The organism is Psychrobacillus sp. FSL K6-2365 (assembly GCF_038003165.1).
GTDB classification, from domain to species: Bacteria; Bacillota; Bacilli; order Bacillales_A; family Planococcaceae; genus Psychrobacillus; species Psychrobacillus psychrodurans.
Genome location: NZ_JBBOOO010000001.1, coordinates 2,791,121 through 2,817,710 on the forward strand (window position 1 = coordinate 2,791,121; position 26,590 = coordinate 2,817,710).

The 26,590-nt window shown below is 36.0% G+C and carries 21 protein-coding genes and 1 other annotated feature; of the genes, 1 reads left to right on the top strand and 20 read right to left on the bottom strand.

All coding sequences use genetic code 11. From position 1 onward, the window contains the following. Positions 1-724: 724 nt before the first annotated feature. Positions 725-957 (bottom strand) — a binding site (T-box leader). 86 nt (positions 958-1,043) lie between these two features. The 17 genes from dnaI to citZ all read right to left on the bottom strand — a co-directional run bounded on the left by dnaI (position 1,044) and on the right by citZ (position 21,507). Continuing rightward, a complete protein-coding gene (dnaI, locus tag MKY29_RS13925; RefSeq protein ID WP_093496050.1) occupies positions 1,044-1,982 on the bottom strand; it encodes a primosomal protein DnaI in 939 nt (312 codons plus the stop codon). A gap of 9 nt (positions 1,983-1,991) precedes the next feature. Continuing rightward, positions 1,992-3,347 carry a replication initiation and membrane attachment family protein gene (locus MKY29_RS13930; protein WP_241597159.1) on the bottom strand — a complete coding sequence of 452 codons (1,356 nt, stop codon included), beginning with the start codon at positions 3,345-3,347 and terminating at the stop codon, positions 1,992-1,994. 72 nt (positions 3,348-3,419) lie between these two features. Next, positions 3,420-3,884, bottom strand: coding sequence for a transcriptional regulator NrdR (gene nrdR, locus MKY29_RS13935; protein ID WP_090564205.1), 465 nt, complete (start codon positions 3,882-3,884; stop codon positions 3,420-3,422). 118 nt (positions 3,885-4,002) lie between these two features. After that, complete coding sequence (gene speD / locus MKY29_RS13940) at positions 4,003-4,386, bottom strand: adenosylmethionine decarboxylase (RefSeq protein ID WP_090564207.1); 384 nt, start codon at positions 4,384-4,386, stop codon at positions 4,003-4,005. Positions 4,387-4,585: 199 nt separating this feature from the next. Continuing rightward, entirely contained in the window at positions 4,586-5,590 is a 1,005-nt protein-coding gene (locus tag MKY29_RS13945) for a glyceraldehyde-3-phosphate dehydrogenase (protein ID WP_090564209.1), read from the bottom strand. 789 nt (positions 5,591-6,379) lie between these two features. Then, positions 6,380-6,967 (bottom strand): dephospho-CoA kinase, encoded by a 588-nt coding sequence (gene coaE / locus MKY29_RS13950; RefSeq protein WP_093496052.1) that lies wholly within the window; start codon positions 6,965-6,967, stop codon positions 6,380-6,382. A gap of 12 nt (positions 6,968-6,979) precedes the next feature. After that, positions 6,980-7,852, bottom strand: coding sequence for a bifunctional DNA-formamidopyrimidine glycosylase/DNA-(apurinic or apyrimidinic site) lyase (gene mutM, locus MKY29_RS13955; RefSeq protein WP_093496053.1), 873 nt, complete (start codon positions 7,850-7,852; stop codon positions 6,980-6,982). A 12-nt stretch (positions 7,853-7,864) separates the two neighbouring features. Beyond that, positions 7,865-10,492 carry a DNA polymerase I gene (gene polA, locus MKY29_RS13960; protein WP_241596873.1) on the bottom strand — a complete coding sequence of 876 codons (2,628 nt, stop codon included), beginning with the start codon at positions 10,490-10,492 and terminating at the stop codon, positions 7,865-7,867. Between the two features lie 78 nt (positions 10,493-10,570). Continuing rightward, positions 10,571-11,551: a protease modulator HflC gene (hflC, locus tag MKY29_RS13965; RefSeq protein WP_093496055.1), complete on the bottom strand. Its 981-nt coding sequence runs from the start codon at positions 11,549-11,551 to the stop codon at positions 10,571-10,573. Further along, positions 11,551-12,546 (bottom strand): FtsH protease activity modulator HflK, encoded by a 996-nt coding sequence (gene hflK / locus MKY29_RS13970; protein ID WP_093496056.1) that lies wholly within the window; start codon positions 12,544-12,546, stop codon positions 11,551-11,553. The genes hflC and hflK overlap by 1 nt, the downstream gene beginning before the upstream one ends. Before the next feature lie 948 nt (positions 12,547-13,494). After that, positions 13,495-14,709, bottom strand: a complete 1,215-nt coding sequence (locus MKY29_RS13975) for a carboxylate--amine ligase (protein ID WP_340880108.1) — start codon at positions 14,707-14,709, stop codon at positions 13,495-13,497. Between the two features lie 11 nt (positions 14,710-14,720). Next, positions 14,721-16,253, bottom strand: coding sequence for a two-component system histidine kinase PnpS (gene pnpS / locus MKY29_RS13980; RefSeq protein WP_340880109.1), 1,533 nt, complete (start codon positions 16,251-16,253; stop codon positions 14,721-14,723). Next, positions 16,253-16,960: a response regulator transcription factor gene (locus tag MKY29_RS13985; RefSeq protein ID WP_090564225.1), complete on the bottom strand. Its 708-nt coding sequence runs from the start codon at positions 16,958-16,960 to the stop codon at positions 16,253-16,255. The genes pnpS and MKY29_RS13985 overlap by 1 nt, the downstream gene beginning before the upstream one ends. Positions 16,961-17,017: 57 nt before the next feature. Next, on the bottom strand, positions 17,018-17,467 hold the full coding sequence (locus MKY29_RS13990) for a MaoC/PaaZ C-terminal domain-containing protein (protein ID WP_093496060.1): 450 nt from the start codon (positions 17,465-17,467) through the stop codon (positions 17,018-17,020). 447 nt (positions 17,468-17,914) lie between these two features. Beyond that, entirely contained in the window at positions 17,915-18,853 is a 939-nt protein-coding gene (mdh, locus tag MKY29_RS13995) for a malate dehydrogenase (protein WP_090564229.1), read from the bottom strand. Between the two features lie 191 nt (positions 18,854-19,044). Next, positions 19,045-20,310 carry an NADP-dependent isocitrate dehydrogenase gene (gene icd, locus MKY29_RS14000; RefSeq protein ID WP_090564232.1) on the bottom strand — a complete coding sequence of 422 codons (1,266 nt, stop codon included), beginning with the start codon at positions 20,308-20,310 and terminating at the stop codon, positions 19,045-19,047. Positions 20,311-20,391: 81 nt separating this feature from the next. Beyond that, the gene (citZ, locus tag MKY29_RS14005) at positions 20,392-21,507 is read right to left on the bottom strand and encodes a citrate synthase (RefSeq protein WP_241596875.1); all 1,116 of its coding nucleotides are present in this window, start codon (positions 21,505-21,507) and stop codon (positions 20,392-20,394) included. A gap of 192 nt (positions 21,508-21,699) precedes the next feature. Here citZ and MKY29_RS14010 point away from each other — a divergent pair, with 192 nt between their 5' ends. Further along, on the top strand, positions 21,700-22,674 hold the full coding sequence (locus tag MKY29_RS14010) for an AI-2E family transporter (RefSeq protein ID WP_093496062.1): 975 nt from the start codon (positions 21,700-21,702) through the stop codon (positions 22,672-22,674). Here the strand turns inward: MKY29_RS14010 and MKY29_RS14015 are convergent. The 3 genes from MKY29_RS14015 to pfkA all read right to left on the bottom strand — a co-directional run bounded on the left by MKY29_RS14015 (position 22,652) and on the right by pfkA (position 26,506). After that, entirely contained in the window at positions 22,652-23,044 is a 393-nt protein-coding gene (locus MKY29_RS14015; protein ID WP_093496063.1) for an FxsA family protein, read from the bottom strand. The two genes, MKY29_RS14010 and MKY29_RS14015, sit on opposite strands and share 23 nt — an antisense overlap. 704 nt (positions 23,045-23,748) lie before the next feature. Further along, the gene (gene pyk / locus MKY29_RS14020; protein ID WP_093496064.1) at positions 23,749-25,509 is read right to left on the bottom strand and encodes a pyruvate kinase; all 1,761 of its coding nucleotides are present in this window, start codon (positions 25,507-25,509) and stop codon (positions 23,749-23,751) included. A 37-nt stretch (positions 25,510-25,546) separates the two neighbouring features. After that, the gene (gene pfkA / locus MKY29_RS14025) at positions 25,547-26,506 is read right to left on the bottom strand and encodes a 6-phosphofructokinase (RefSeq protein ID WP_090564242.1); all 960 of its coding nucleotides are present in this window, start codon (positions 26,504-26,506) and stop codon (positions 25,547-25,549) included. Positions 26,507-26,590 lie beyond the last annotated feature (84 nt).

The window sequence follows — 26,590 nt, forward strand, 5'->3', positions numbered from 1 at the left end:
ATATATGCCGTTGATTTCCGCTCCGGGCGGACGCTTTCCGTGGGCACGGCTTCAATCTCCTCGTCACTCCGTTCCTGCGGGGCTTTCAGCTCGCGCTATACCCACTGGAGTCGCCGCCCTGCTCTCCAATCAACCATGTCCACTTGAAGTAAAAGAATAATTGAAGTCAATAGTACTTACTATTTCATAGTTTATTTGGAAATAAGTAATGTTGAAATGAACTCTAGTACAAAGAAATTTTACTGTCTACATCTATCATTGAATAACAGCATTTCTAATTCAACAGCGATCACAGATGATGTTTTCACTAAATAAAATTGGACCAATCTTATCATCTAAGCGATAGGCTTTGCCAAATCTTATAATGGAGTACTACACACTAGTTGATTGTAGTGAAATGTGGCGACTCCAGCGGGAATAGCGTTAGGCGAAGACCCCGCAGCACAGCGAGGAGGCTGAGGCAACGCCCGCGGAAAGCGTCCACATGTAACGGAAATCACAGGATTATTCATTCTAAAAATCTCAAGAACCCAGTGTTCACGGTACATTTTTATATACTTTCTTATTCTTTTAGAAAAGCACAAGCGCCTATTTTAGCCCCTACAAGCGCTGAAAGCCAAATTGAAAGCATTCTTTTCGCTTTCAACCAAGGGACTGAAGCGACCTCGAGGGACCGGGCGCTGGAGCTAGACATTTAAAAAACAATAAAAAAACCCCATCCCTAAAAAGGGACGAGGTTCAAGTCGTGGTTCCACCCTTCTTCTGTCTATCCAATAGAAATGAAATAGACGAAGCTTTGCATCGACTAACGGGCCGGTGACCGGTAATTGCTATATTAATTCACAATTACTGCTCGGAGGTGGTAAATCGATTGCCGATACTTAAGAAGCTTACAGCCATGGCTTCTCTCTCTTCAAAGTCGTACAAACTGATTGTTGTCCTCTTCATTGCATTTACTTATTCTTATGGAAATGATTATACGTCACTGAAAATCCATTTGCAAGTTGAAATTCATTTTTTTCGTGAAAGTTCTCTCTTATCCTTTAACTTTCCCTCCAGTTTTTCCCTTGTAGCGCAATTGGTGTCGTAAGAGCTCGAATTCGTTCCATGATTCGTCCAGCTTTTACAACTTCCTTTTCACCGCGCTGCGTAAAGGATAAATGATGCTGCAACTCATCATAGTTGAAGTTAGAGGACATGAAAGTCGGTAGCTGCTCTGACATTCTATAATGCAAAATTGTCCCTAAAATTTCGTCCCTGGTCCAGCTAGACATAATTTCTGCCCCAATATCGTCTAGCATCAAAACCGGAGCACGTTTAACGAATTCAATCTTCTCTGCTAATGACTGATCTTGAATTGCTTGTTTCATTTCCCTTAAAAATTCAGGTACATATACAACTACAGAATGAATATGTCTTGCCGCTAACTCATTTGCAAGAGCACCTAGCAAGTACGACTTCCCTACTCCAAACTTGCCATGGATATATAAGCCTTTTACTGGAAGTACTTTTGTACGTTCCCATTCGTTAAGAAAGTCTTTAGCTGCACGTACTGCAACAACTCTACTGCCATCCTCTAAATCTACTCCTGCAAGACTAGCTTCCATAACTTCTTTAGGCATATGAATACTGTCAATCATAGAAATAACTTTCTTACGCTCGTCTTCAATAATACCCCGTTTGCAGCGAATAAAATCATTATCTATCAAGTTTCGATCAAGGACTAGTTTAGGCTCATACCCTTTCATGTAATTGTGACATTGATCTAACGTTGGACAAGAGTCGCAATCATGTGATTGAGATATAAATTCATATAGCTTACTCAAACTACGATCGACTATCTCCTTATTGATGTCTGAGGCGTTTTCCTCAAGAAACTTCTGCACTCTAGGGTCTTCTAAGACTTCCTTTTTCATATCGTTTAGTCGAGTAGTAAATTCAGGCGATACAACTCTCTTGAGGGTTTCATTAATACGTTCCATTCTTGTCACCTACCTTTTCAACATGCCTAACTCTGCTAATAGTTTTTGACGTTCTTCATCGATATTTTGAATACCATTAGTAGTTTTACCTGATGATTTCTTCGTTTCTCCATCTTTTTTATAAAACCAATCAGGCACTTTTTCCTCGCGTGTCGGCTTTTTTGTATATGTTTTTTGTGGAGAGCCTTCATTTTTCCATTTTACATACTGTTCGTGTTCGTTCCTAGCAAGCTCCATCGCTTCTTTGGCTGTTTTGACATCTTTCCGCATCCAATGAGAAGCAATTTTCTCCGCATAATTTTTCGTGAGTTTCATGTCTGTACGCAATAATACATATTGTAACAAAACATTAACAACTCCGATCGGCATTTTGAAATGAGTTACAAAATGATTAGCTAACTGAACATCCGCGAGAATTGGCTCTTTTCCGTTTGCGATATCCTTTAATACTGACACCGGTGGCGTTGTTTCTAAATAATGGATTAACTCACCTTCCTTCGTTAGGGGTTGAGCGGATTCCAAAGATACCACTTGTTTTTCAATCTTCTCAATTACAGGCGCAACTTTGGAAACAGTAAGTTTGTAATAATCCGAACATGCTTTTTTTAATCTTGCTTCTGAAAGATGTAATTCATCATCTAACGCAAGAATAACTACTTTTTGCATTTCCACTGGACTTAATTTATATAAAAAGGCGAGTTTTGCAATTACTTCTCTCGCTTCTATTGTCATCGCTGATTTAGGTACTAATTGCTCAGAAAGTCCCTCTTGAAGTAATGAAAAATCAAATTGATCATAATAAAATGGAACAGCTGATTTCCTTTCCTTCGATACGAAAGTGTCATCGTAAGATAGAGAATTATCCATTTTGGAGGATGGTTTAAATACATCCATAAATGTTCTAGAAACGTCATTAAAGCCATCATTCCAATTGGAGTTTTGGATAAAACGATTACGTAAATGTTTGAAAGCATTTTCACCAACTTTATTTAGCAAAAACATGGAAAGTAATGGATCTTTTAAAAATGACTCTGCATCTAACGGTGCCGAAAGATCATAATGGAATATATTCCCTTCATCCATCGTTTTTTTCCATGTACGTAGAAGACCAATTGCCTCTAGAGCAAGACGAGCTTGAAAAACTTTACCTATAGGCATCCCGAGAACATTCATCAATTGGTAATGTGACCATCGCTCACTGCTTTTTTGTTCTCCTTCTGCCCAAAGTGTTAAATACAAACTAATACTTTCTGCTCCAACTAACGGCTGATAAAACAAAGTTAGCAATTGCCGATCATAATCAGATAAAGAATATGGTAAGCGAATCATATACAAATCTGCTGGCTGTAGCTCTTTATATAACATCGACAATTGTATCTACTCCCCTTTAGAATATATTAAAATATAGAACGCTGTTTCACAAAATAATACTTCAATTTATAATGAAGGATTTTTCTTTAAAATTTCCTTTAACTCATCGATAAATACATTTATATCTTTAAATTGGCGGTAGACGGAAGCAAAGCGGACATAAGCTACCTCATCTACTTCTGCAAGTTTGTCCATTACAATTTCACCGACGTCTTCTGATTTCACTTCTGCATTACCCATTCTTCGTAATTCTTTTTCAATAGAGAAAACAATATTTTCTAGTTGTTCTAATGCAACTGGTCTTTTTTCACATGCACGAATTAGCCCTCGTAACACTTTTTCACGACTAAACTCTTCTCTAGAACCATCTTTTTTTACAACGATTAATGGTGTCTCTTCTACTTTTTCAAACGTAGTAAAACGAAATCCACAATCTTCGCATTCTCTTCTTCTCCTGATTGCCTTATTGTCATCCACAGGACGAGAATCGACAACTTTTGTGCCATTGTATTGACAAGTTGGGCATCTCATATAGATCTCTCCTAATTCTTCACAGTAGTTTTATGTATCTATTATAACAATATTTTCGGGTAAAATCGAAAAAGCAGAGGAATCTCTTCCTCTGCTCACTCAGTCAGGTATAAATCTATTACGCTTGAACTGTCAATCGTGACGCAGGCTTTTTAACTGGTCCCATACCACGTGGCATTTCTAACGTTTCGCGTGTTCCAGCATTAAGAGCATCTGCTATATAGTTAGCTGCGATTGATGGATCTAAATCACCACATGTATACACATCAATGCTTGCATAACCGTGCTCTGGAAAGCTGTGAATCGTTAAATGCGATTCGGAAATAATAACGACTCCACTTACACCTTGTGGCGCAAATTTGTGAAATGCAACTTCTCTGACTTCTGCACCAGATTTTAGTGCAGCATCAACAAATGTTTGCTCGATAAATTGCATATCGTTAAGTTTGTCGAAATCGCACTCCCATAGTTCTGCAATAATGTGACGTCCCATTGTTTCCAATGTCCGTTTCCCCCTTTGATAAGTTTTATTTTTAACCTCAAAGTTGACTACCACGGGGGAAAGTTAGTCCAAAGAGGTCCTAACCCTTTAAGTAGTCGGTGTACAAGTAAAGTAACACGATTCTCATTATATGTTGTTTTATTGAAATATGCAAGAAATAATTAACCTCTTTCTAATCGCTAGAAAGAGGTTTGGATAATTATAGAGATAAAGCTACTTTTTTAGTAAGGTCAACCACTCTAGCAGAGTAACCCCACTCATTATCATACCAAGCAAGAACTTTTACTTTACGGTCACCAATAACCATAGTAGTTAAACCATCCACCGTTGTAGATAGAGTTGTAGTGTTAAAGTCGATGGATACTAGAGGTTCCATCGTAATACCTAATATACCTTGCATTGTACCTTCAGATGCTTTAAGGAAAGCCTCATTAACTTCTTCTGAAGTAACATCTTTTTGCAAATCCACCACTAAGTCTACTAAGGAGACATTTGGAGTTGGTACACGTAATGCCATACCATGAATCTTCCCTTGAAGCTCTGGCAATACAAGTGTAAGTGCTTTTGCAGCTCCTGTTGAGGTAGGAATGATTGATTGACCACAGGCACGTGCACGACGTAAATCCTTATGTGGATTATCTAGATTATTTTGATCGTTTGTATATGCATGAACAGTTGTCATTAACCCATTTTCAATACCAAATGTGTCATTCAATACCTTCACTACAGGTGCTAAGCAGTTTGTTGTACAGCTTGCATTCGAAATTATATGGTGAATCGATAAATCTAACTTATCATCGTTTACTCCCATAACTATAGTTGCATCTTCATTTTTTGCAGGAGCAGTTATTATCACTTTCTTTGCACCAGCTTCAATATGTGCTTTAGCTTTTTCACCATCATTAAATTTACCAGTGGATTCAATTACGATATCCACGTTTAGCTCTTTCCAAGGTAATTTTGCTGGATCACGATCATCCACAATTTGAACACGTTGGCCATTTACAATTAGAGCGTTTTCTTCTAGTGAAATATCTCCAGTGAAAGTACCATGTGTTGAATCATATTTAATAAGATGTGCCAATGTCTCTAACGGATATCTCGCGTTTATTGCTACCACATTCAAATCCTCTTGTGCTATTGCTTGACGAAAAACCATACGTCCAATACGTCCAAAACCATTAATCGCAATTGAAACTGCCATAAGAAAAGTCCTCCTGTAACTATGTGATACTTATTGTTTTTTAACCTTGAATTAGTATAACACATTTTATGTATTGTGTAGCCCCAAATATACAGAATAATAAAGTCGATATTTTCAAATAACTTTTCATTGGTTCAGTAGAGCTAAGGAACAAAGACAAAACCTGTTACTACCGATTTTAGGAAGCCTTTGGACATACAGTTATTCACTTAATTAAGACATAGATATGCCGTTGATTTCCGCTTTATATAATCGAATAATTGGATATAAAACCATATAAATATACGTATTTTATCTTAAAATAAGTAGGGATGAAATGGACTCAGATAAAAGAAAGCCTACTTGCTTCTTTCATCATAAAATAGTATGCACCTAATCGGCAGACGATTTTTTCCCTATAATAAATTTTGATAACTCTAATTATCTCAGCGATATGCTTGCTCTATCTCCGGAGTGGAAAACTACACTCTATATTGATTGAAGTGTAAGGGGACGGCACAGTGGGATGAGTGATACAGATGAGATATCACATCGATCACCCCACGGAGGCTAACAGGATGTTGGTCACGAAGGCGTTGCCACACGATGTGGCGCTCTTAGATTTGAACCCCACCTGAAACGGAAATCAGTGGGTTAACATTTCTTTTAAGTCCCATGAATCAAGTGTTCACAGGACATCTTTATATACTTTTAATCTTTTCAAAAAAGCACCAGAATATTTACCTTCTGGCGCTTCTCTTATACTTTATATATTAAATACTAACTATTTGCGTTTAGTTTTCAGTTTTATTATTCCCAAATAGCTAATATTTTTATCAATTGTTGTTTAGTTTCTTCTATTGTTCCATTGTTATAAATAACCGCATCTGCCCCTTTTTCTTTTACTGATAAAGGTAATTGGGATTGAATACGTAATTTAGCTTCCTCCTGCGTAAACCCATTCCGGGATATCAATCTTTCCAATTGGGTTTGTTCAGTTACTGTCACAACAAGAATTTTATCCACAAAGGATTGCAATCTACTTTCAAAAAGTAACGGTATATCCATAATAATGACTGGATGTCCTTGTTGCACAAGATGCCCCTTTTGGGCTAACATTTCTGCACGGATAGCAGGATGTATAATATCATTTAATAACTTACGTTTAGAAGGGTTTGTGAAAATAATTTCACCAAGTTCTTCCCGATTTAAGGATCCATCCTCTTGGATAACCCCCGAACCAAAAGTTTCTTTAATCTTTTCAAGCGTAGCAGTTCCTTTTTCAACTACTATACGCGCGACAAGGTCTGCATCTATAATGGGAAAGCCCATTTCCTTTAACATATTTGCTACGGTGCTTTTCCCACTAGCGATACTTCCTGTTAATCCAATTATCATCTAGTTGCTCCCTTATTTTTGACATGTTGGACAGTAGGTAGAGGTACGACCACCGATTGTTTTCTGTTTCGTTTTCGTACCACAGACCCCACATTCCTTTTTGCCATACATTTGAAGTCTATTTTGCATATTTCCTGCTCCACCGTTAATAGTGCGATAATCTGAAATCGTACTACCTCCGTTTTCAATACTATCAAGCAAAACAATTACTATTTCTTGAAATAATTGAATTTTTCGCTCTCTACTAATTCGTTTTACTGTCCGTGCCGGATGTATTTTCATACGAAATAACGCTTCAGTCGCATAAATATTTCCGCAGCCAGACACGACATGACCATCCATGATAAACTCTTTTATTGCTTTATTCTCATATTTGGGTAATGCGCTCATATGCAGAAAATGATCTAATGCATGTTGATCAAAAGGCTCAGGTGCCATTAATAATAAAGGAGGGTAGTCCGCTTCTGTTTCTATGAATCGCAATTCGCCAAATCTTCGGATATCCGCATAGACCAGCATGTCACCCTCTTCAAAGTAAAGAGTAACATGCGCATGCTTTCTAAATTTTTCTTCTGTAATCTCATGCAAATTTTTCACAGAAAACCATGCTCCTGACATACCCAAATGCGATACTAGCATATAAGGGAGGCCATCCTTTAGAAGATGAAAATAAATATATTTGGACCTTCTTTCTAGATGGTCAATCTTTGTGCCAGGTAAAGCTAAACAAAACTGTTCTACATCTAACCCTTTAATAATAGCTTCTTTACCATTTGCTTTTGAATTATAAATGGTTTCCGAAACATCAACTGACTTAATAGTCTTTCCACTTACAATTGGTTGAAGGGCGCGTAATACGCCCTCTACTTCTGGTAATTCTGGCATACATGTAACCCCCTACTTCGTGTCATACCACGATGAACCAAAGGCATAATCCACTTTTAGAGGTACAATCAGCTTAATAGCATTTTCCATTACTTCTGGTACTATTTTTTCTAATAATGCAATCTCCTCAGGAGGTGCCTCGAAAATTAACTCATCATGTACTTGTAATAACATTTTAGTTTGCATATTTTCAACTTTTAATCGAGCAGCCATATCAATCATTGCTTTTTTAATAATATCTGCAGCACTCCCTTGAATTGGTGTATTCATCGCCGTTCGTTCTGCAAAGCTTCTTAGATTAAAATTTGAACTCGTTATTTCCGGTAAATACCTTCTTCTATTAAGGATTGTAGTAACATATCCTGATTGTTTTGCATCATGAACAATATCGTCCATATATTCCTTTACTCCAGGGAAGCTATTTAAATAATTCTCGATAAATTTCGCTGCTTCTTTTCTAGTAATATCTAGATTTTGCGATAAACCATAATCACTAATACCATACACAATACCAAAGTTAACCGCCTTGGCAGCACGACGCATATCGGATGTCACATCTTCCTGATCCACATGGAAGACATCCATAGCCGTTTTAGTATGGATATCTAAATCATTATTAAAAGCATCTACTAAGTTTTCATCCTTAGACATATGCGCAAGAACACGTAATTCAATCTGAGAGTAATCCGCAGCGAACATTACCCATCCAGGTTGAGAAGGAACAAAGGCTTTTCGTATTTTTCTACCTTCCTCCAAACGTACTGGTATATTCTGCAGGTTTGGATTTATAGAACTCAAACGTCCTGTTGAAGTTAGCGCTTGTTGATAACGAGTATGAATTTTCCCATCATCTTTGTGAATCTCTTTTAACAATCCTTCAATATATGTCGAATTGAGCTTACCTAATTGACGATATAGTAGAATTTGTTCAATTATTTCATGTTCATTTGCTAGTTTTTCAAGAACATCCGCTGCGGTTGAATAACCTGTTTTAGTCTTTTTAATAGGTGTAAGTCCAATTTTTTCAAATAATATTACGCCTAATTGTTTAGGAGAATTAATATTGAATGTTTCTCCCGCTAGTGTATAAATGTCTTGTTCAATCACCTGTAATTTAATATTGAGTTCATGACCCATTTCTACAAGTATTTGTTTATCGACTAAAACACCATCGGACTCCATCGTGCCTAGGATAGATGCAAGAGGTAGCTCTATTTCTTTATACAACTCGTACTGTTCATTTTCTTCAAGCTTCACTTCTAACTTTTCTTTTAAGTCCCATATTGCCTTTGCTTTTCTAACTGCATGTTCTGCAATTTTCTCGATTTCAGGAGGAGTTTTTTTGGCACCTTTTCCGTAAACAGTATCGTTTGTCAACAAGTTAAAGTAACCAAATTCTTTCGCAATAGCTGCAACATCCTCTGACGAAATAGCTGGATTTACTATATACGCTGCTAGGAGCAGGTCAAATTCAACCCCTTGAACATTAACATTGTGTTTTCTGCTCACTGCTTGTGTTGCTTTGGAATCTGCTAAATACTTTTTATTTGTATCATTCTCTAACCACGAACAAAAATCCTTAGATTGAAAAGCAACCTCTGCGGGAGCAAAGTAACCTTTTTCTCCATCCGATAATGCAATGCCTAATAATTCGCTTGTATGGTATTGAACATCATACATTTCTAAATGGACTGCCATCACTTTATCTAATACAGTAGAGTCTATTTTTTCAACAATTTGGAATTCCACCTCTGTCGTTTCTGGCTCTTCAGAAACATATTCAGATTTCTCCAAAAGTGTTTTAAAGGATAGTTCCTTCCAAACTTCAATTACGTCTTCCATATTTGGACCATTATAAGAAATATCCTCAATTGAAACTTGGATTGGTGCTGCTATTTCTATCGTAGCTAGCGCCTTACTCATAATTGCCTGTTCTTCATTAGCAACAAGTTTTTCCTTTAGCTTAACACCACTCACTTTATCAAGTGCCTTATATAAATCCTCTACCGAACCATGTTCTTTTAAAAGCTTAATAGCTGTCTTTTCTCCGACACCAGGAACTCCGGGTATATTATCGGAAGCATCCCCCATTAAGCCTTTCATATCAATAATCTGTAAAGGACTTAAACCATACTTTTCTTGAATATGCTCAGGTGTGTATTTTTCAATATCGGTAATTCCTTTTCTCGTAATATATACTGTTGTATTATCAGTAGCTAATTGTGTTAAATCTTTATCTCCAGAAACAATTACGACTTGTTGACCTTTTTCATCTGCTTGCTTACTTAAAGTACCAATAATGTCGTCCGCCTCGTACATTTCCAGTTCATAACGCTTAATACCATATGCATCGATCAACTTACGTATATATGGAAATTGTTCTGAAAGCTCTGGCGGAGTTTTTTGTCTTCCACCTTTATATTCGCCAAATGTAGAATGACGGAAAGTTGTTTTTCCGGCGTCAAAAGCCACTAACATATGAGTTGGATTTTCTTCTTCCATAATTTTTTGTAGCATCATTGTAAAGCCATACGCTGCATTTGTATGTACACCATGTTCATTCGTTAATAGGGGTAGGGCAAAAAAAGCTCGGTAAGCCAAACTGTTGCCATCTAATAATAGGATTTTTTCGGTCGCCAAATACATTCACTCCTTAATAATAAAAACCGTCATTCCCTATATCTTACCATGACAGTAAGGGGAATGACGATTCATATACTATTCTAAGTAACCTGATAGAATATTCGCATACGGAGAATCTGACGGGATGATTATCATCGTTTCATCTCCAATTGTTTTCTTATACGATTCTAAAGTTCTGTAAAGTGAATAGAACTCTGGATCCTTAGAAAAACTTTGGTTATAAATTTTTGCTGCCTCTGCATCCCCTTCAGCCGCTATAATAGATGCATCTTTATTGGCAGTTGCCAACATTTCACGAACTTCACGGTCTGTTTCAGCTTCAATTCTTCGTTTATCTGCATCACCGGTAGAAAGGAATTTTTGAGCAATACTTTGTCTTTCAGAAATCATCTCATTGTACACAGATTGCTCATTTTCTTGAGGAAGATCTGTCCGTTTAATACGAACGTCTAGTACTTCAATACCGTAATTATCTTTTTTCAATAATTCATTTACATGACTAGTTATTTGATCATTTAAGCTTCCTCTTGAGGAATTTTCATCGTTAATAATCTCATTATAATTTAATTGACCAAGCTCAGAACGAACGACCGAATAGATAAATTCTTCCATACGAGAGCCTGCACCAACTAATGTACCTGCACTAGAAATCATTTCCTTAACATTTACTACTCTCCACACTGCATAATTATCAATAATAATTCGACGTTTATCTTTTGTATTTATTTCTGCCTCAGATAATTTATAATTCATTTGATATTTAGGTACTGTAGTTACAGTCTGAACAAATGGTATTTTCATATGAATCCCAGGAGTATCTTTAACATCTTTGATTTCTCCGAACTGACGAATTACTTTAAACTCTCCCTCTTTGACCACAAAGATATTCGCAAGAGCGATAATGAACAAGACAAAAACTAGGAAAATTGCGATAAATGGCTTTGTATATTTTTTGTAATCTACAGGTTTTTTTTCTTTAGGGGCGTTACTTGCCTTGTTTTCAACTGTTTTAAATTTCGCTTCTAAATTGGAGAATGGATTTTTGTTTTCAGCCATTATTTTCCGCTCCCTTCTTCTTTTTCTGCCTCTGTTTCAGTAGTCGTAGTTGCTGGTGGAGTCGGTTGTTTACTTGCTTCTAAAGATTGTAGAGGAAGATACTTCATCGTTCCACCATCATCATTCATAATATATAAATTAGCATTTGGTAGTACGGCATCTAATGTTTCCATTACTAAACGCTGTTTAGTAATCTCTTTATTATTTTGGTATTCTGCATATAGCTTATCAAAAAGTGCTACGTCTCCTTTTGCCTGTTCTATACGAGCAGTTTTATACCCATTTGCATTTGAAATGATTGCATCCTTTTCACCAATTGCTTCACTTAACTTCTGATTTTTGTATTTTTCTGCCTGATTTACTTTTGTATTCTTAGTCTCCTCGGCATCCGTTACTGCAGTAAACGCAGATCTAACTTCTGCATTTGGAAGCTCTACATCTTGCAGCTTTACTGTTAATACAGTGATCCCTATATCATACTTCTCTATTAAAGAGCGTAATAGATCATTTGTGTCACTCTCAATTTGTGCTTTTCCTGAAGTAAGGGCATCATCTATTTTGGAATTCCCAATAACGGAACGAATAGAAGCAGAAGTTGCATCATGAAGTAACTCTTGTGGGTTTTCAGCATTAAATAAATAAGATTTAGGGTCTGTTATTTTCCATTGAACGACTAAATCAGTTAACACAATATTGTCGTCCCCTGTAATCATTTTAGTATCCTTATCAAATGATTCGATTTCTCCATCTGCAGATTGGCTATAACCGAATTTCAGACTAAATGTTTCTTTGGAGAGTTTTTCTACTGATTGAATTGGCCAAGGCATCTTAAATTTTAAACCCGAATCCACTATTGGTTCACTTGCTTCACCAAATGTGATGACGATTGCTTGTTCCGATTCATCTACTGTATACCAAGATGTAAAAACAGCAGATATTAATATAATGCCAATTACACTCATGGCGATAATAGTTAGTAACCTTTTCGTACTCATATTATTTCCTCCTTTTTATGTATACTTCCTTTTACGGTTTAACTTAGTAGTTGGTTTCAAAAATAATAGAATTGGTTATCTCATACATATTTTCTATGAATATCATGTTAAGTAAACTTTTAGGATTTTGTTGGAAAAGTAGATACTTATACATCCTTGTTTTTGCTTGAAACAGTAATGTTGGCTTTAGCCTCCTAGTCGCTGCGAAAACATATGCTCCCGCGGTTACTCGTCGCAAATACATTGGTCAAACAAAGTTCGACCAATGTATTTCCTGCGGGTTCTTCAGCACAAGCTATCCCGCCAGAGTCGCCACCTTCCACTACAATCAACATAATGTGTAGTACTAAACTCTATGATTTGCCAAGGTGTATCGCTTAGCCTAGTGATAAAAACGTCTTACCGATTAGGTATACTATTTTATAATAAAAGAAGAAAGTGGATATTCTTTTATCTGAGTTCATTTCATTTGAAGATAAAACACGTATATTTAGAAGGTTTTATATACAATTGTTCGTTTATATAAAGTGAAACTAGTTGATTGGAGCACAGCGGCGACTCCAGTGGGAACAGCGCGAGCTGAAGACCCTGGACTGAGCATCACGAGGGAAGCGGCTGAAGCCGTGCCCACGGAAAGCGTCCGCTCGTAGCGAAAATCAACGGTATATCTACATTTTGTTTTTAGAGGATCGGGTATCTTTTACCCCGTTTTTTTATGTAAAGAGTAATTTCATCAAGCCCGCGGAATGCATCCACCTGAAACGGAAACCAGTAGTATTATTCGTTCTTAAAAGTCCTGTAAACCCAGTATTCATTTTGCATTCTCTCTATAATAAATAAAAAAAGCTAGCAAATGCTAGCTTTTTTAGGTAAATCGTTTGGAAAAGGGGTCTAATTAAATATAACAAACAATTGTAAATCTCCCGTTAATACTTTGTAAATATTTCCTTACCAATTATTGTTTTTGTATTTTTTATAATAATTAAACTGCCGAGCAATCAAAAATAATTTACGAGTAAAATGCTTGTCCTTTTTGTAAAAGAGTGGATTTCCCCATTTACCGGATTTCAAAAGTCCAGTTACTTCTTCTCGAATCTCATCATTTTCAACAAAGTTCCTTAGCACTATTTTAGGCACTACGGTAAACAAATAATGCTCATTCAATAGAGTAAGTGGTATTTCCTTTTGATAAATAACATCATCTACAAAATATCTAGCCATATTATGTCCAAGTGCAGTTGTATAGTAACTAGATCTTCCTTGTCTAATGTTTACCTCAAATACTTTAAACTTCCCATCTCGCTCATCAAACTTTAGGTCGAAGTTTGCAAATCCGACATAACCTACTGCTTCTAAAAAGTGTTGAAGTTTTTTCATTAACTCCTCATTATATCGAGTAATTAACGCAGTATAGTTACCAATTGCAGTGACAGTATGCTCTTGAAGAACCACTTGTGCAAGTGTACTAAGTTGTGCTTGTCCCTTTGAATTCATATAAAATACTGAATCCCACATATACGTATCATCCCCTGGAATATAATCCTGAATGATTAAGTCTTCTGTATATCCACTAGCATTTACTTTGTTAATAATATCATCAAGTTCAGCTTTAGACTCTACACGATAAACTTTTTGCTGACCTGGAAACTTGTTTTTGTAATACATAACACCATTGCTTGGTTTTATAATTAGAGGGAAAAGTACATCTTCGGTAAATGCTGCTTTTTTTGCACATGAATAATAATACGTCTTAGGTGCATCTATTCCATGCTCTTCACATAGCTTATAGAAATTTGATTTCACAAGTAGATTGTTCATTAGTTCTTCTGACATATAGTTAAAAACATACATTTTCTTTAGTGCAACTGCATTTTCAATTATTAATCGTACATAAAAGTCATTTGTTCCTATTAGAAGCAATTGTTTGTCTTGCGTTTTATATTTTTGTGCTACTTCAGAAAGAACTTGAACAAAAGAAGATTTATCCCATAAATTTGGTTGAATTTCTATATGTTCAATCACGCTACTCCATTTGGTAAAGGACATTTCTTCTTTACCTACTAATATCGGCTTAATGTTGTATTCCTCATGAAAAGAAATCGCCATATTATAAGCATTCATATCTGTCCCAATAATTATAGGGATAAAGGGTTGGTTATTCATAAAGACCTCCGTTAACTTTTAACAAGTGGAATCGATACAGTAAAGACAGTACCTTTTCCTACTTCACTTTCTACTTCTAACAAGCCGTGATGCGCTTCCACTAGATGTTTAACAATTGCTAGACCTAGACCGGTTCCTCCAGAGTTTCTACTTCTAGCTCTGTCCACTCGGTAAAAACGCTCAAATACTCGGTTAAGCTCTTCTTTTGCTATTCCTATCCCTTCATCTTGGATACGGAATATTCCACATTTTTCGTTTTGACTGATAGATATAGTCACGGTTTTATTTTCAGTGGAGTAAGTTAGTGCATTCATCAATAAATTCATCGTTATTTGGATTAAACGATTTAAATCCCCTAATACAAAGACCGGTTCATTGTATATCGTCTCGAGACGCATATTCTTTTCCTCTACTATATGACTAGTCATTTCTTTACTTCGCTCAACAACATCTAATAAGTTGACCTTTTGTAAGTCCACTTCATACCCAACCTGCTCCACTTTTGAAAGATCTAATAAATCATTGATCAGCATTTGAAGTCTATTACTTTCTTTGTGAATTATTTCAAGGAAAGAAAGTAAAGTTTCTTCGTTTTTATATGCGCCATATAATAATGTTTCTGAAAATCCTTTAATACTTGTAACAGGTGTTTTCAATTCATGAGATACATTTGCTACAAAATCTTTTCTGACCTGCTCCAATTTCACAAGCTCCGTAATCTCATGCATGACAACCACTATACCAAGCCATTTTCCATGTTCACCGATAACTGGCGCACCGTAAGCATCCATGTAATAAGTATGTATGTTTTTCTTTACAGATATTTGTTCCCGATTAGATGCCTCTGTTAAAAATAATTGATCAATGAACATTTCAATCTTCTTTGGAAGACCAATTTTATTAAACAACTTTCCATCAACGTCTTTGAACGAAATATCAAGCTGTTTAAGAAAAGCACGATTCACAATGGTGATATACCCGTTACGATCAATCATAATAAGTGCACTGCCCATATTCTCGATTAACGTTTTCAAACGTTCTTTTTCAGTTTCTCTCATGACGGATATATCATGCAAATTTCGTGCAAGTATATTAATAGAGTTACTCAGCTTGGACATTCCAGAAAATTCATCTTCAAACGCACGAATCCGATAATTACCTCTTGCTAATTCCATAGCGGTTTCTGTTAAATGTTCGATTGGCTGAGCAAACTTTTTGAAAATACTTGTCCCTAAAAAAAGTGCAACCAGAAATGTTATTCCTAAAATGATGAATAAGAATAACCATAAGGAATGAGAATCAATCAAATCCGCTCGTGAAAAAGAAGAAGCTAGCTTGTCCCTAATATCCCTCTGTTCATCTACTGTTAGTCCTGTTGCGGCTAAATCTTTAGATACTTCCTCTATCTGTGTGTTTATGACTTTTTCAGAAGAATTTTTGGCGTAAATAGGAAAAAGCTGTCCAAGTATTAGTCCTAGACAAGCTAATATTAACCCTATCATAATAGAATAAGTTCTAAAAAGTTTGGAATGAAATGATTTCATTAGCTCTTAGGCTCCTCAAACTTGTATCCTAATCCTCTAATTGTTTTGATGAAATTAGGCTTTCTACTATTCTCTTCAATTTTATCACGTAAATGACTAATGTGGACATCTACTATACGAGTATCTCCCGCAAAATCATAGTTCCATACAGCACTTAAAAGCTGATCGCGTGTTAACACTCTATTTTTGTTTTCTATTAAATACACAAGTAATTCAAATTCTTTTGGAGTAAACTCAATGACTTCATTGTTTAAAAGTACTTCAAAACGTTCTGGAAACACCTGTAACGGCCCAAAAGTATACATCTCTTCTATGGTTTTTTCTTGCTTATGCTCTGTAGATAGACTTGAACGACGAATCATTGCTTTTACCCTTGCAGTTACCTCTCTCGGGCTAAAAGGCTTGGTCATATAATCATCTGCACCTAGTTCAAGTCCTAATACTTTATCGAATTCTTCATCTTTTGCAGTTAACATTATAATAGGTATTTGTACTTTCTTTAAACGAAGTTCTTTACAGACTTCCATGCCATCCATATGCGGTAGCATCCAATCCAGTACAATAACCTCTGGCTTTTCTTCTAATGCTTTATTAAGCCCTTCTAAACCATCACTTGCTGTGATAACTTCAAAACCAGCTTCCTCAAGATTATATTTTAATAAAGTTACAATCGAGCTTTCATCATCCACAACTAATACTTTTCTCATTTTTTTGCCTCCAAGGTTGATTTGAAACCCCCATTCCAAATCCATTAAGCTATAATCTTATTGTTTCTCTAGAATAGGAGGCGTTACATGAAATTCGCCATCCACAATAATTTCATTTTGGTCATTTCGAGCTATTACTGAAATTACTATATTATTTGATTGTTCTATTATTTCCTTTATTTCAAATGTAAATTCTAGTATTGAGTAATGGTAAGTAGGTGTTGGAAAACTAATATATTGTTTTGTTATATGTGATCCCGGGCCCGGCAAGTATTTTGAGATAGCAGATGTTATAATACCCGTTAACATAATCGACGGTACGATAGGTTTTTCATATTGAGTCTTAGCCGCAAAATCATGTTGAATATATAAAGGATTGTTATCATTGGTTAGTCCAAGATATAGAAGCAAGTCTTTGTCCTCTATTTTTTCTGTAAGTGTTAATTTTTCACCTATCTCTATATCCCGTATATGTCTCCCTATTTTTCGAGTTTTCCCTAATAACAATAGCTGCTCCCCCTTACAAATAGCTAATTCTATATTAACAATAAACCTACACAAAGTGCAAGGTGATGATAGGACCTGTTCCTGTTGGGCTATCTTTTACCAACCTTAGGTAGCCCTTTTTTTCATAATAATAACACTAGCAAAAGACATACACAGAAATTTAAGCTCATCACCAGTTTCCGTTGTTCTCTAAGGGCTTTGGACAAGCATTCCCTCTATGATAGAAAGGTGAGTTTTTAGTGTTATTAATTTTCTTACTATATTAACTAAAACTAATTCTATTATCCTAACCTAACTATAAGCTATAGTCACAAAAAGGGGCAAAATTTATGTGCACCACATGGTTTGGTAACATCCTGTTTATCCAAGTGAATTGTAAGCTTTTAAGTATTTTCTTATTAAAAAAATCGAGTAGGTTTCCCCACTCGATTGATACCAGTATTATAGTTAAGCTAAAACTTTCATAACAGCTTTGACTGCATCTGCAGATTTGTTTAATAATGCTTTTTCATCTTCTGTTAATTCAAGTTCGATAATCTTTTCGATACCACCAGCACCAAGCACTGTTGGAACACCAAGGTAAATTCCATCCATACCATATTCGCCCTCTAAATATGCGATAGATGGTAATACACGTTTTTGGTCTTTCAGAATTGCTTCAGCCATTTCCACTAAAGAAGCAGCTGGAGCATAGTAAGCAGAACCATTACCTAAAAGGTTAACGATTTCCGCTCCACCTTTACGTGTACGATCTACAATTTCATCTAAACGAGCAGTGTCAATCAGATTTTCTAATGGAATTCCACCGGCATAAGAATATCTTACTAATGGAACCATATCGTCACCATGTCCTCCCAGAACAAAACCAGTTACATCTTTAACAGATAGGTTTAATTCTTTTGCAACAAACGTACGGAAACGTGCAGTATCTAGTACACCAGATTGGCCGATTACGCGTTCTTTTGGTAAGCCAGATTCTTTATAAACTGTATAAGTCATCGCATCAACAGGGTTTGTTAATACTAATATTGTTGTATTCGGAGAATACTTAACGATTTCAGATGTAACAGATTTCATAACTTTTTGGTTCGTTTGAACTAAATCGTCACGGCTCATGCCAGGTTTACGTGCAATACCAGCAGTGATAATTACTAAATCCGAGTCTTTCGTATCTTCATAATTAGAAGTACCAATGATATTAGCGTCAAAACCTTGAACTGGTCCGGCTTGCGACATATCCAAAGCCTTGCCTTTTGTAGCATTTTCTGCCTGTGGAATGTCTACTAATACAACATCACCAAGTTCTTTTTGAGCAAGTAGAAAAGCTGTTGTAGCACCTGTAAATCCGCCACCGATTACTGAAATTTTACTTCTTTTCAATGTCATTAGAAAACTCTCCTTTTATGTTTATTAGTAGAACCGGGCTAAAAAGGCCTGTTCTATTAAGCGCACACCTGGAACGGAAATCAGTAACATTATTCGAATCCCGTGTTCACGGTACATTTTTATATATTCTTGTCTATTAAAGAAAAGGAAGGGAAAATTCCCTTCCTTAAAAACCAAATCTCATTTTAATATTACATGTTTTTAATAAGTTCATCAGCGAACTCAGAACATTTAACTTCAGTCGCACCATCCATTAAACGAGCAAAATCATAAGTTACCACTTTAGAAGCAATAGATTTCTCCATTGAATCCATGATAAGTTTCGCAGCCTCGTTCCAACCTAAATGCTCTAGCATTAAAACTCCTGAAAGGATAACAGAAGATGGGTTAACTTTGTCAAGACCAGCATATTTAGGAGCTGTACCATGAGTAGCTTCGAAAATAGCATGTCCAGTTACATAGTTAATATTAGCTCCTGGAGCAATACCAATACCACCAACTTGTGCAGCAAGTGCATCAGAAATGTAATCTCCATTAAGGTTCATTGTAGCAACTACATCAAACTCTTTTGGACGAGTTAAAATTTGTTGTAAGAAGATATCAGCAATTGAATCTTTTACAAGGATTTTACCAGCTGCAAGTGCATCAGCTTGTGCTTTGTCAGCAGCTTCTGTTCCTTGCTCTTCTTTAATTTTATCATATTGATTCCAAGTGAATACTTTATCCCCAAATTCTTGTTCTGCTACTTCGTAGCCCCAAGTTTTGAAAGCACCTTCTGTGAATTTCATGATATTCCCTTTATGAACTAATGTTAAAGAAGTACGACCTTCTTTGATAATATAGTTAATAGCAGCACGTACTAAACGTTTAGTACCTTCCTCAGAAATTGGTTTAATACCGATACCTGAAGTTTCTGGGAAACGAATATTTGTCACTCCGAATTCAGTTTGTAAGAAATCGATTAGTTTTTTTGCATTATCTGTACCTTTTGCATACTCAATACCAGCGTATATATCTTCAGTGTTTTCACGGAAAATAACCATGTCAGTATCTTCTGGACGTTTAACTGGAGATGGAACACCAGTGAAATAACGAACTGGACGTAGGCAAGTATATAGATCAAGCTCTTGACGTAATGCTACGTTTAACGAACGAATTCCTCCACCGATTGGTGTAGTTAAAGGTCCTTTAATAGCAATTAGATACTCATTAATAACATCTAAAGTTTCTTGAGGTAACCACTCGCCAGTTTTATCGAATGCTTTTTGACCAGCAAGAACTTCTTTCCATTCAATTTTCTTTTCACCATTATAAGCTTTTTCTACCGAAGCTTCTAATACACGTGATGCTGCAGCCCAAATATCTGGACCCGTTCCGTCTCCCTCAATGAAAGGAATTACCGCTGTGTTTGGTACGTTAAGTACGCCGTTTTCTACTGTAATTTTGCCTGTTGTCATTTGTTATTCCTCCTACTATCATAATCATAGGGCAGTAAACACAAATGTGTTTAAGCCCTATCTTATAAGATAATACTAATACTATCTTTCTTCAATTGGAATATATTTTTGCATTCCAGGTCCTACATATTCTGCACGTGGACGGATTAAACGATTATTTGCATATTGCTCAAGAATATGTGCGCTCCAACCAGATACACGTGATACTGCAAAGATTGGTGTAAATAAATCATGATCGATTTTTAAAGAATGGTATACAGACGCAGAATAGAAATCTACATTTGGAGGTAGATTCTTTTGTCCCGTAACTATTTCATCGATACGAATAGACATATCATATAATTTGGATTCACCATTAAGTGTAGTCAATTTTTTAGACATTTCACGTAAATGCTTTGCACGCGGGTCTCCTTTTCTATAGACACGGTGACCAAATCCCATAATTTTTACTTTGTTTTCTAATTTTTCGTTAATATAAGCGTCAACATTATCAAGTGTATCAATTTCTGTTAACATTTTCATAACTTGCTCGTTTGCTCCACCATGAAGAGGTCCTTTTAAAGCTCCAATAGCTGCGACCACACCAGAATAGATGTCTGAAAGAGTTGCTACACATACGCGAGCAGTGAATGTCGAAGCATTCAATTCATGATCTGCGTGTAAAACAAGTGCTTTGTCAAACGCTTCTATTTCTATGTCTTGTGGTAATTTTCCATGTAGCATGTACAAGAAGTTAGCAGCATAACCTAGGTCTGTTTTAGGTGCTACAGGCTCTAGTCCTTTACGGACACGTGAGAAAGCTGTTACTAATGTCGGGATTTTTGCTTGTAATTTAATTGCTTTTAAGTAATTTGCCTCATCGGACATATCTTCTGCAGCATCATCATATAATGCAAGCATAGAAACTGTTGTTCTAAGGGCAGTCATTGGATGTACATCATTGATTGGGAATGTTTTGAAATGATTCAAAACTTCTTGTGGTACAGCCATGTTGTCAGCTAATTGTTGTTTCAATTCAGCTAGCTCAGCTGCGTTTGGAAGACGTTTATGCCAAAGCAAGTAAACTACTTCTTCAAAGCTCGCATTGTTAGCTAAATCATCAATATCATATCCAACGTATGTAAGTGTATCATCGATGATTGAACTGATGGACGTTTCTGCCGCTACAATTCCTTCTAAACCTTTAGTTGTTGTCATATCAAAGTCTCCCCTTCACAACATAAGACTTCTGACTAAATCTACACTAAATCAGAAGAATTATATGTATATATTAATGTTTTTAGCATTGCTTACTTATACAGTATAATCAATTTTGGCGTTTTTGTGAATGAAAACGCTTAAGTTTATTGAAAAATATCTTTAAATCTCCTAATTAATTGAAAAGATTGGATGAATTTGATTACTCTACAATTAAATAAAAAAGATTTTTTATCACAATGGGTACCATTTGGAATAATTATACTAATATCATTTGTTGCTTACCCCCTTACTTTAGCAATAATTGGAGGTTATTTTCTATTTCCTGTCACTAATTTTTTACATAAAAAATTTAAAATTCCAGTATTTATAAGTGTCTTACTAACTGTAATTTTAATTTTATCGAGTTTTTTAATGATATTATTTTTTCTTATTCAAACATTAATTGATTTAATTCCTTTCATCCATGAACATGTCGTTTTACTACCTGTAATGGAAATACAAAATCACCCCATTTTTACGATGTTTGAAGGTAAATTTCAAACATTACTAAATAAGCTATTGAATGATTTATTACTAAATGTAACTCATTTACCCTCTTACTTTTTTGAGATATTCTTATTTAGTATTGGATTATTTTTTTCATTAATCGAATCTATAAAGGATCGGGAATGGTTTCTAGTTTATTTCCCGAAAAAAATGCGAAACCTTTGCCATAGAGCATTACTTAAATCCTCAACAATTATAAATCAGTTTATTCATGTAGAATTTAAGTTATTTATTTTAACGTTTATATTAATTTCTATTGGTTTCTCAATATTAGGTTTACATAATCCTATTAAATATGCGTTTCTAATTTCTTTAGTCGATAGTGTTCCTTTTTTAGGTACTGGCTTAATATTGATACCTTTGTGCATTTACTTTTTTTTAATGGAAATGCAGATGGTAGGTACAATTGTCTTACTTTTATACCTTTTCGTTCAATTGACAAGACATATCGTCGAATCTGTACTCTGGTCTTCTACGACACAAATAAAGGCTGTCCACGTCTTTTATTTGAGCGCGGCAGCCATTTTAATCTTTGGATTTATAGGAATTTTGTTTAGTCCATTTATTTATCTATTTGCCCATAAATGGGAAAGTTTCACGAAGACTTCATCACAATAACTTGGCCGTTTTTCATTTTTTTGCGTATCCATCTATAAACAAGTGGTTTAAATAAGTTTCTAGTTGGGGCAAATAAAAGCATGAAGCCAAAAATATCTGAGATAAATCCTGGGAGAACTACTAGGATAGCTCCCATAAATATACTAATACCATTAATCGCAGCTTCGCCTGGCGCTTGATAGTTTTTGACGCTCTCTGATACTTCTCTAAACGCTTTAAGGCCCTGTCTTTTTGCCAAATAGCCACCAATTATACCACTTGCGATGATCAATAAAAATGTATTTCCTACTCCAATAGTTTTACCCGATAGCATAAGAATATATAATTCAACCGCTGGGATTAAAATAAACAAACCAATAATCCATTTCATCATTTCACCTTCCTATAATAAATGCGCAGGGCATCTTTTAAGTTCAAAACCTGTTTCTATCGTTTTCGAAGCGCATTGGACAGACGTGTTGCTATATTATTACCGAGCGAATTTTTAGTGATGCTGGTTGTGACGTCCGTCACAACCAGCATCACTTTTTTCGGTAATCTTATTTCTTCTGTCTGTCCATCACCCTCCTACAACTCTTAGAAACAGGTAAGTGCGTTTTTGGATAACTAGAGAAAAGATGCTTTCCGATTCATAGAGGAAGCGCACGAAGATACAATTTCGTTCGCTATTTCGCTTCTTATTGGAGAAACACTTACTATTTTTCTTTTTTTCCACTAGTATAAAAAAAAATCTATTTTCTTCATCCTTCATTACGGAATAGTATCACTTAGTTAACATACAGTTTTATCACTATATTAACTTTGACTATTATTATCATCCATGCGATAGGCTATGCAAAATCTTATTGTTAGATACTACTCTCTTAATTGATTGTAGTGAAAGGCGGCGACTCCAGCGGGATAAGCGAGAAAGTCGAGACCCCGCAGGTAGCGTAGCGAACGAGGAGGCTCGGCCTCGCCAGCGGAAAGCGTCCGCCTGAAACGGAAATCAGTAGTATTTTTGGATAGATCTTAATACACTTATACCTGATTTTCATTCAATAAAAGCCCCACCTTTTAAGGTGAGGCATTCTATTAAATAATACTAGCGTGTCCATGATAGATAAAACCACTTTCGGCATCTATCGTTAGTTCTTGACCATTTTTTATAAGTGTTGTTGCATCTTTAACACCTACAATAACCGGCACTCCTAAGCTAAGTCCAACTACTGCAGCATGGCTAGTTAAACCACCCTCTTCGGTGATTAAACCTCTGCATTTTTCAATACTCGGGACCATATCTCGGTCAGACCCTAAAGTTACAATAATGCTATCCGTTGTATCTTGTCCGGCTAATTCTTCCGCATTATTTACAACTATTGCTTTTCCGAATGCAGTATTCTTACCAATACCTTGTCCTCTTGCAACTAAGTCTCCAATAATATGAACCTTCATCAAGTTTGTTGTGCCCGCTTCTCCAACAGGTACACCAGCTGTAATCACAACTAAATCACCATGAGTTACGTAGTGGTGAAGAATACTTTCCTCCACAGCTACTTCCAAAATTTCATCTGTTGAGTGAGCTTTTTTGCCAACAATTGGATATACTCCCCAAACTAATGTTAGTTTTCTAGATGGGGTAGCAGATGAAGTCACAGCAATAATCGGAACACCAGGTCTAAATTTAGCAATCATTTTTGCAGTATATCCACTTTCAGTAGGTGCAATAACTGCTTTTACCTTTAAGTTAATCGCTGTATGAGCAACAGCTTGACCAATAGCATCAGTTAAGTTCACATCACGTGCTTTACTAATCTTCGTTACATTTTCACGATAATCGACTGCATTTTCTGTACGACGAGCAATTTTATCCATCGTTTGAACAGCCTCTAACGGATAAAGTCCTGCAGCTGTTTCTCCAGAAAGCATAATGGCATCTGTACCATCAAATATAGCATTTGCGACGTCACTTGCTTCTGCGCGAGTAGGTCTAGGATTACGTTGCATAGAATCGAGCATTTGAGTAGCTGTAATAACAGGTTTTCCAGCTTCGTTGCATTTAGTAATTAGTTTCTTTTGAACTAAAGGTACCTCTTCTGCTGGAATTTCTACGCCTAAATCACCCCGAGCAACCATTAGACCGTCAGATACTTGAATAATTTCATCAATATTATCTACGCCTTCTTGGTTTTCGATTTTAGGAATAATTTGAATATGTTCACCATTATTTTCTTCTAATAGTTTACGGATTTCTAACACATCTGAAGCTCGGCGAACGAAAGATGCAGCAACAAAATCTATGTCCTGCTTAATACCAAAAAGGATATCCTGAGCATCTTTTTCTGTCATGCCAGGTAATTGCACTGATACTCCTGGTACATTTACACCTTTATTGTTCTTTAACGTTCCTGCATTTTGAATATAAGTGGAAATAATTTCATTTTCTTTATCAATTTTTTTAACGATTAACTCAATTAGTCCATCATCCAATAAAATAACAGAACCTTCGTGAACATCTTCAATTAGTTTGTCATAGGAAATAGAGAAGCGTTCTAATGTACCTAACACTTCTGTCATCGAAATTTCAATTGTCTGACCAGATTGAAGCTCAATAGCACCATTTTCCATTTTATGTGTGCGAATTTCCGGGCCTTTTGTATCCAATAAAATCCCAACAACTTTACCTATTTTTTTAGAAACTTTACGGATTGTTTGAATTCTTGCAGCATGTTCTTCGTGATTTCCATGTGAGAAATTCAATCTGGCAACATTCATACCAGCATTAATTAATTTCTCTAACATTTCTTCCGATTCACTTGCGGGTCCAATTGTACAAACTATTTTAGTTTTTCTCATAGTACATTCCTTTCTATAATGGGAAGATATTACCTCATTAAATGGATAATTCTTTAGATAATTGATACATAGACATATCAAATTCTTCATGATTTTCAAATGCTTTATTCATATCATAGTCTACCACTTGATGATTCTGGATGCCAATAGCACGTCCACCATTTCCAGTAAGCAAAACCTCCACAGCTTTTGCTCCAAACAAACTTGCTAGCACACGATCACGACCCGTCGGAGAACCTCCACGTTGAATATGTCCAAGTACCGAAACCCTTGTTTCAATATCCGCTAAGTCCTTTAGCTTGTTAGCAAATTCTGCTCCACTCATCACACCTTCAGCAACAATAATAATACTATGCTTTTTCCCCCGTTCGGAACCGCTTTTTAGACGCTCGACAATCTCGTCCATATTTATCTCTACTTCAGGAATAATGATCGTTTCAGCCCCACCTGCTAGACCAGCCCACAAAGCCAAGTCTCCGGCATCTCTTCCCATTACTTCTACGATAAAAGTACGTTCATGCGATGTGGCAGTATCTCTGATTTTATCAATACTCTCAATAACTGTATTTAAGGCTGTATCAAATCCAAGTGTGTAATCTGTACCAGGAATATCATTATCGATTGTTCCTGGTATTCCTACACAAGGGAAACCATTTTCAGTTAGTTTCATAGAACCTCGATAAGAACCATCCCCACCGATAATTACCAATCCGTCAATACCATGCGCCTTTAATTGTGCTATTGCTTTTTGTTGCCCTTCTTCAGTTCGGAACTCTGGGCATCTTGCAGAAAATAGTTTTGTTCCACCTCTTTGAATAATGTCCCCTACAGAGCCTAAGTCTAAAACTTCCATTTTACCATCAATTAACCCTTGATAGCCATGGAAAATACCAACTACCTCAAGTCCCTCAAAAATGGCCTTTCTTACAACAGCACGAATAGCTGCGTTCATGCCTGGAGCATCTCCCCCACTTGTTAATACACCAATTCTCTTCATCTATTTCTCCTCCATACAATGAATTTCATAATGTAAGCTTATCATGAAATGAACTAAAAAAAAATGCGCCATTATTGACGCATT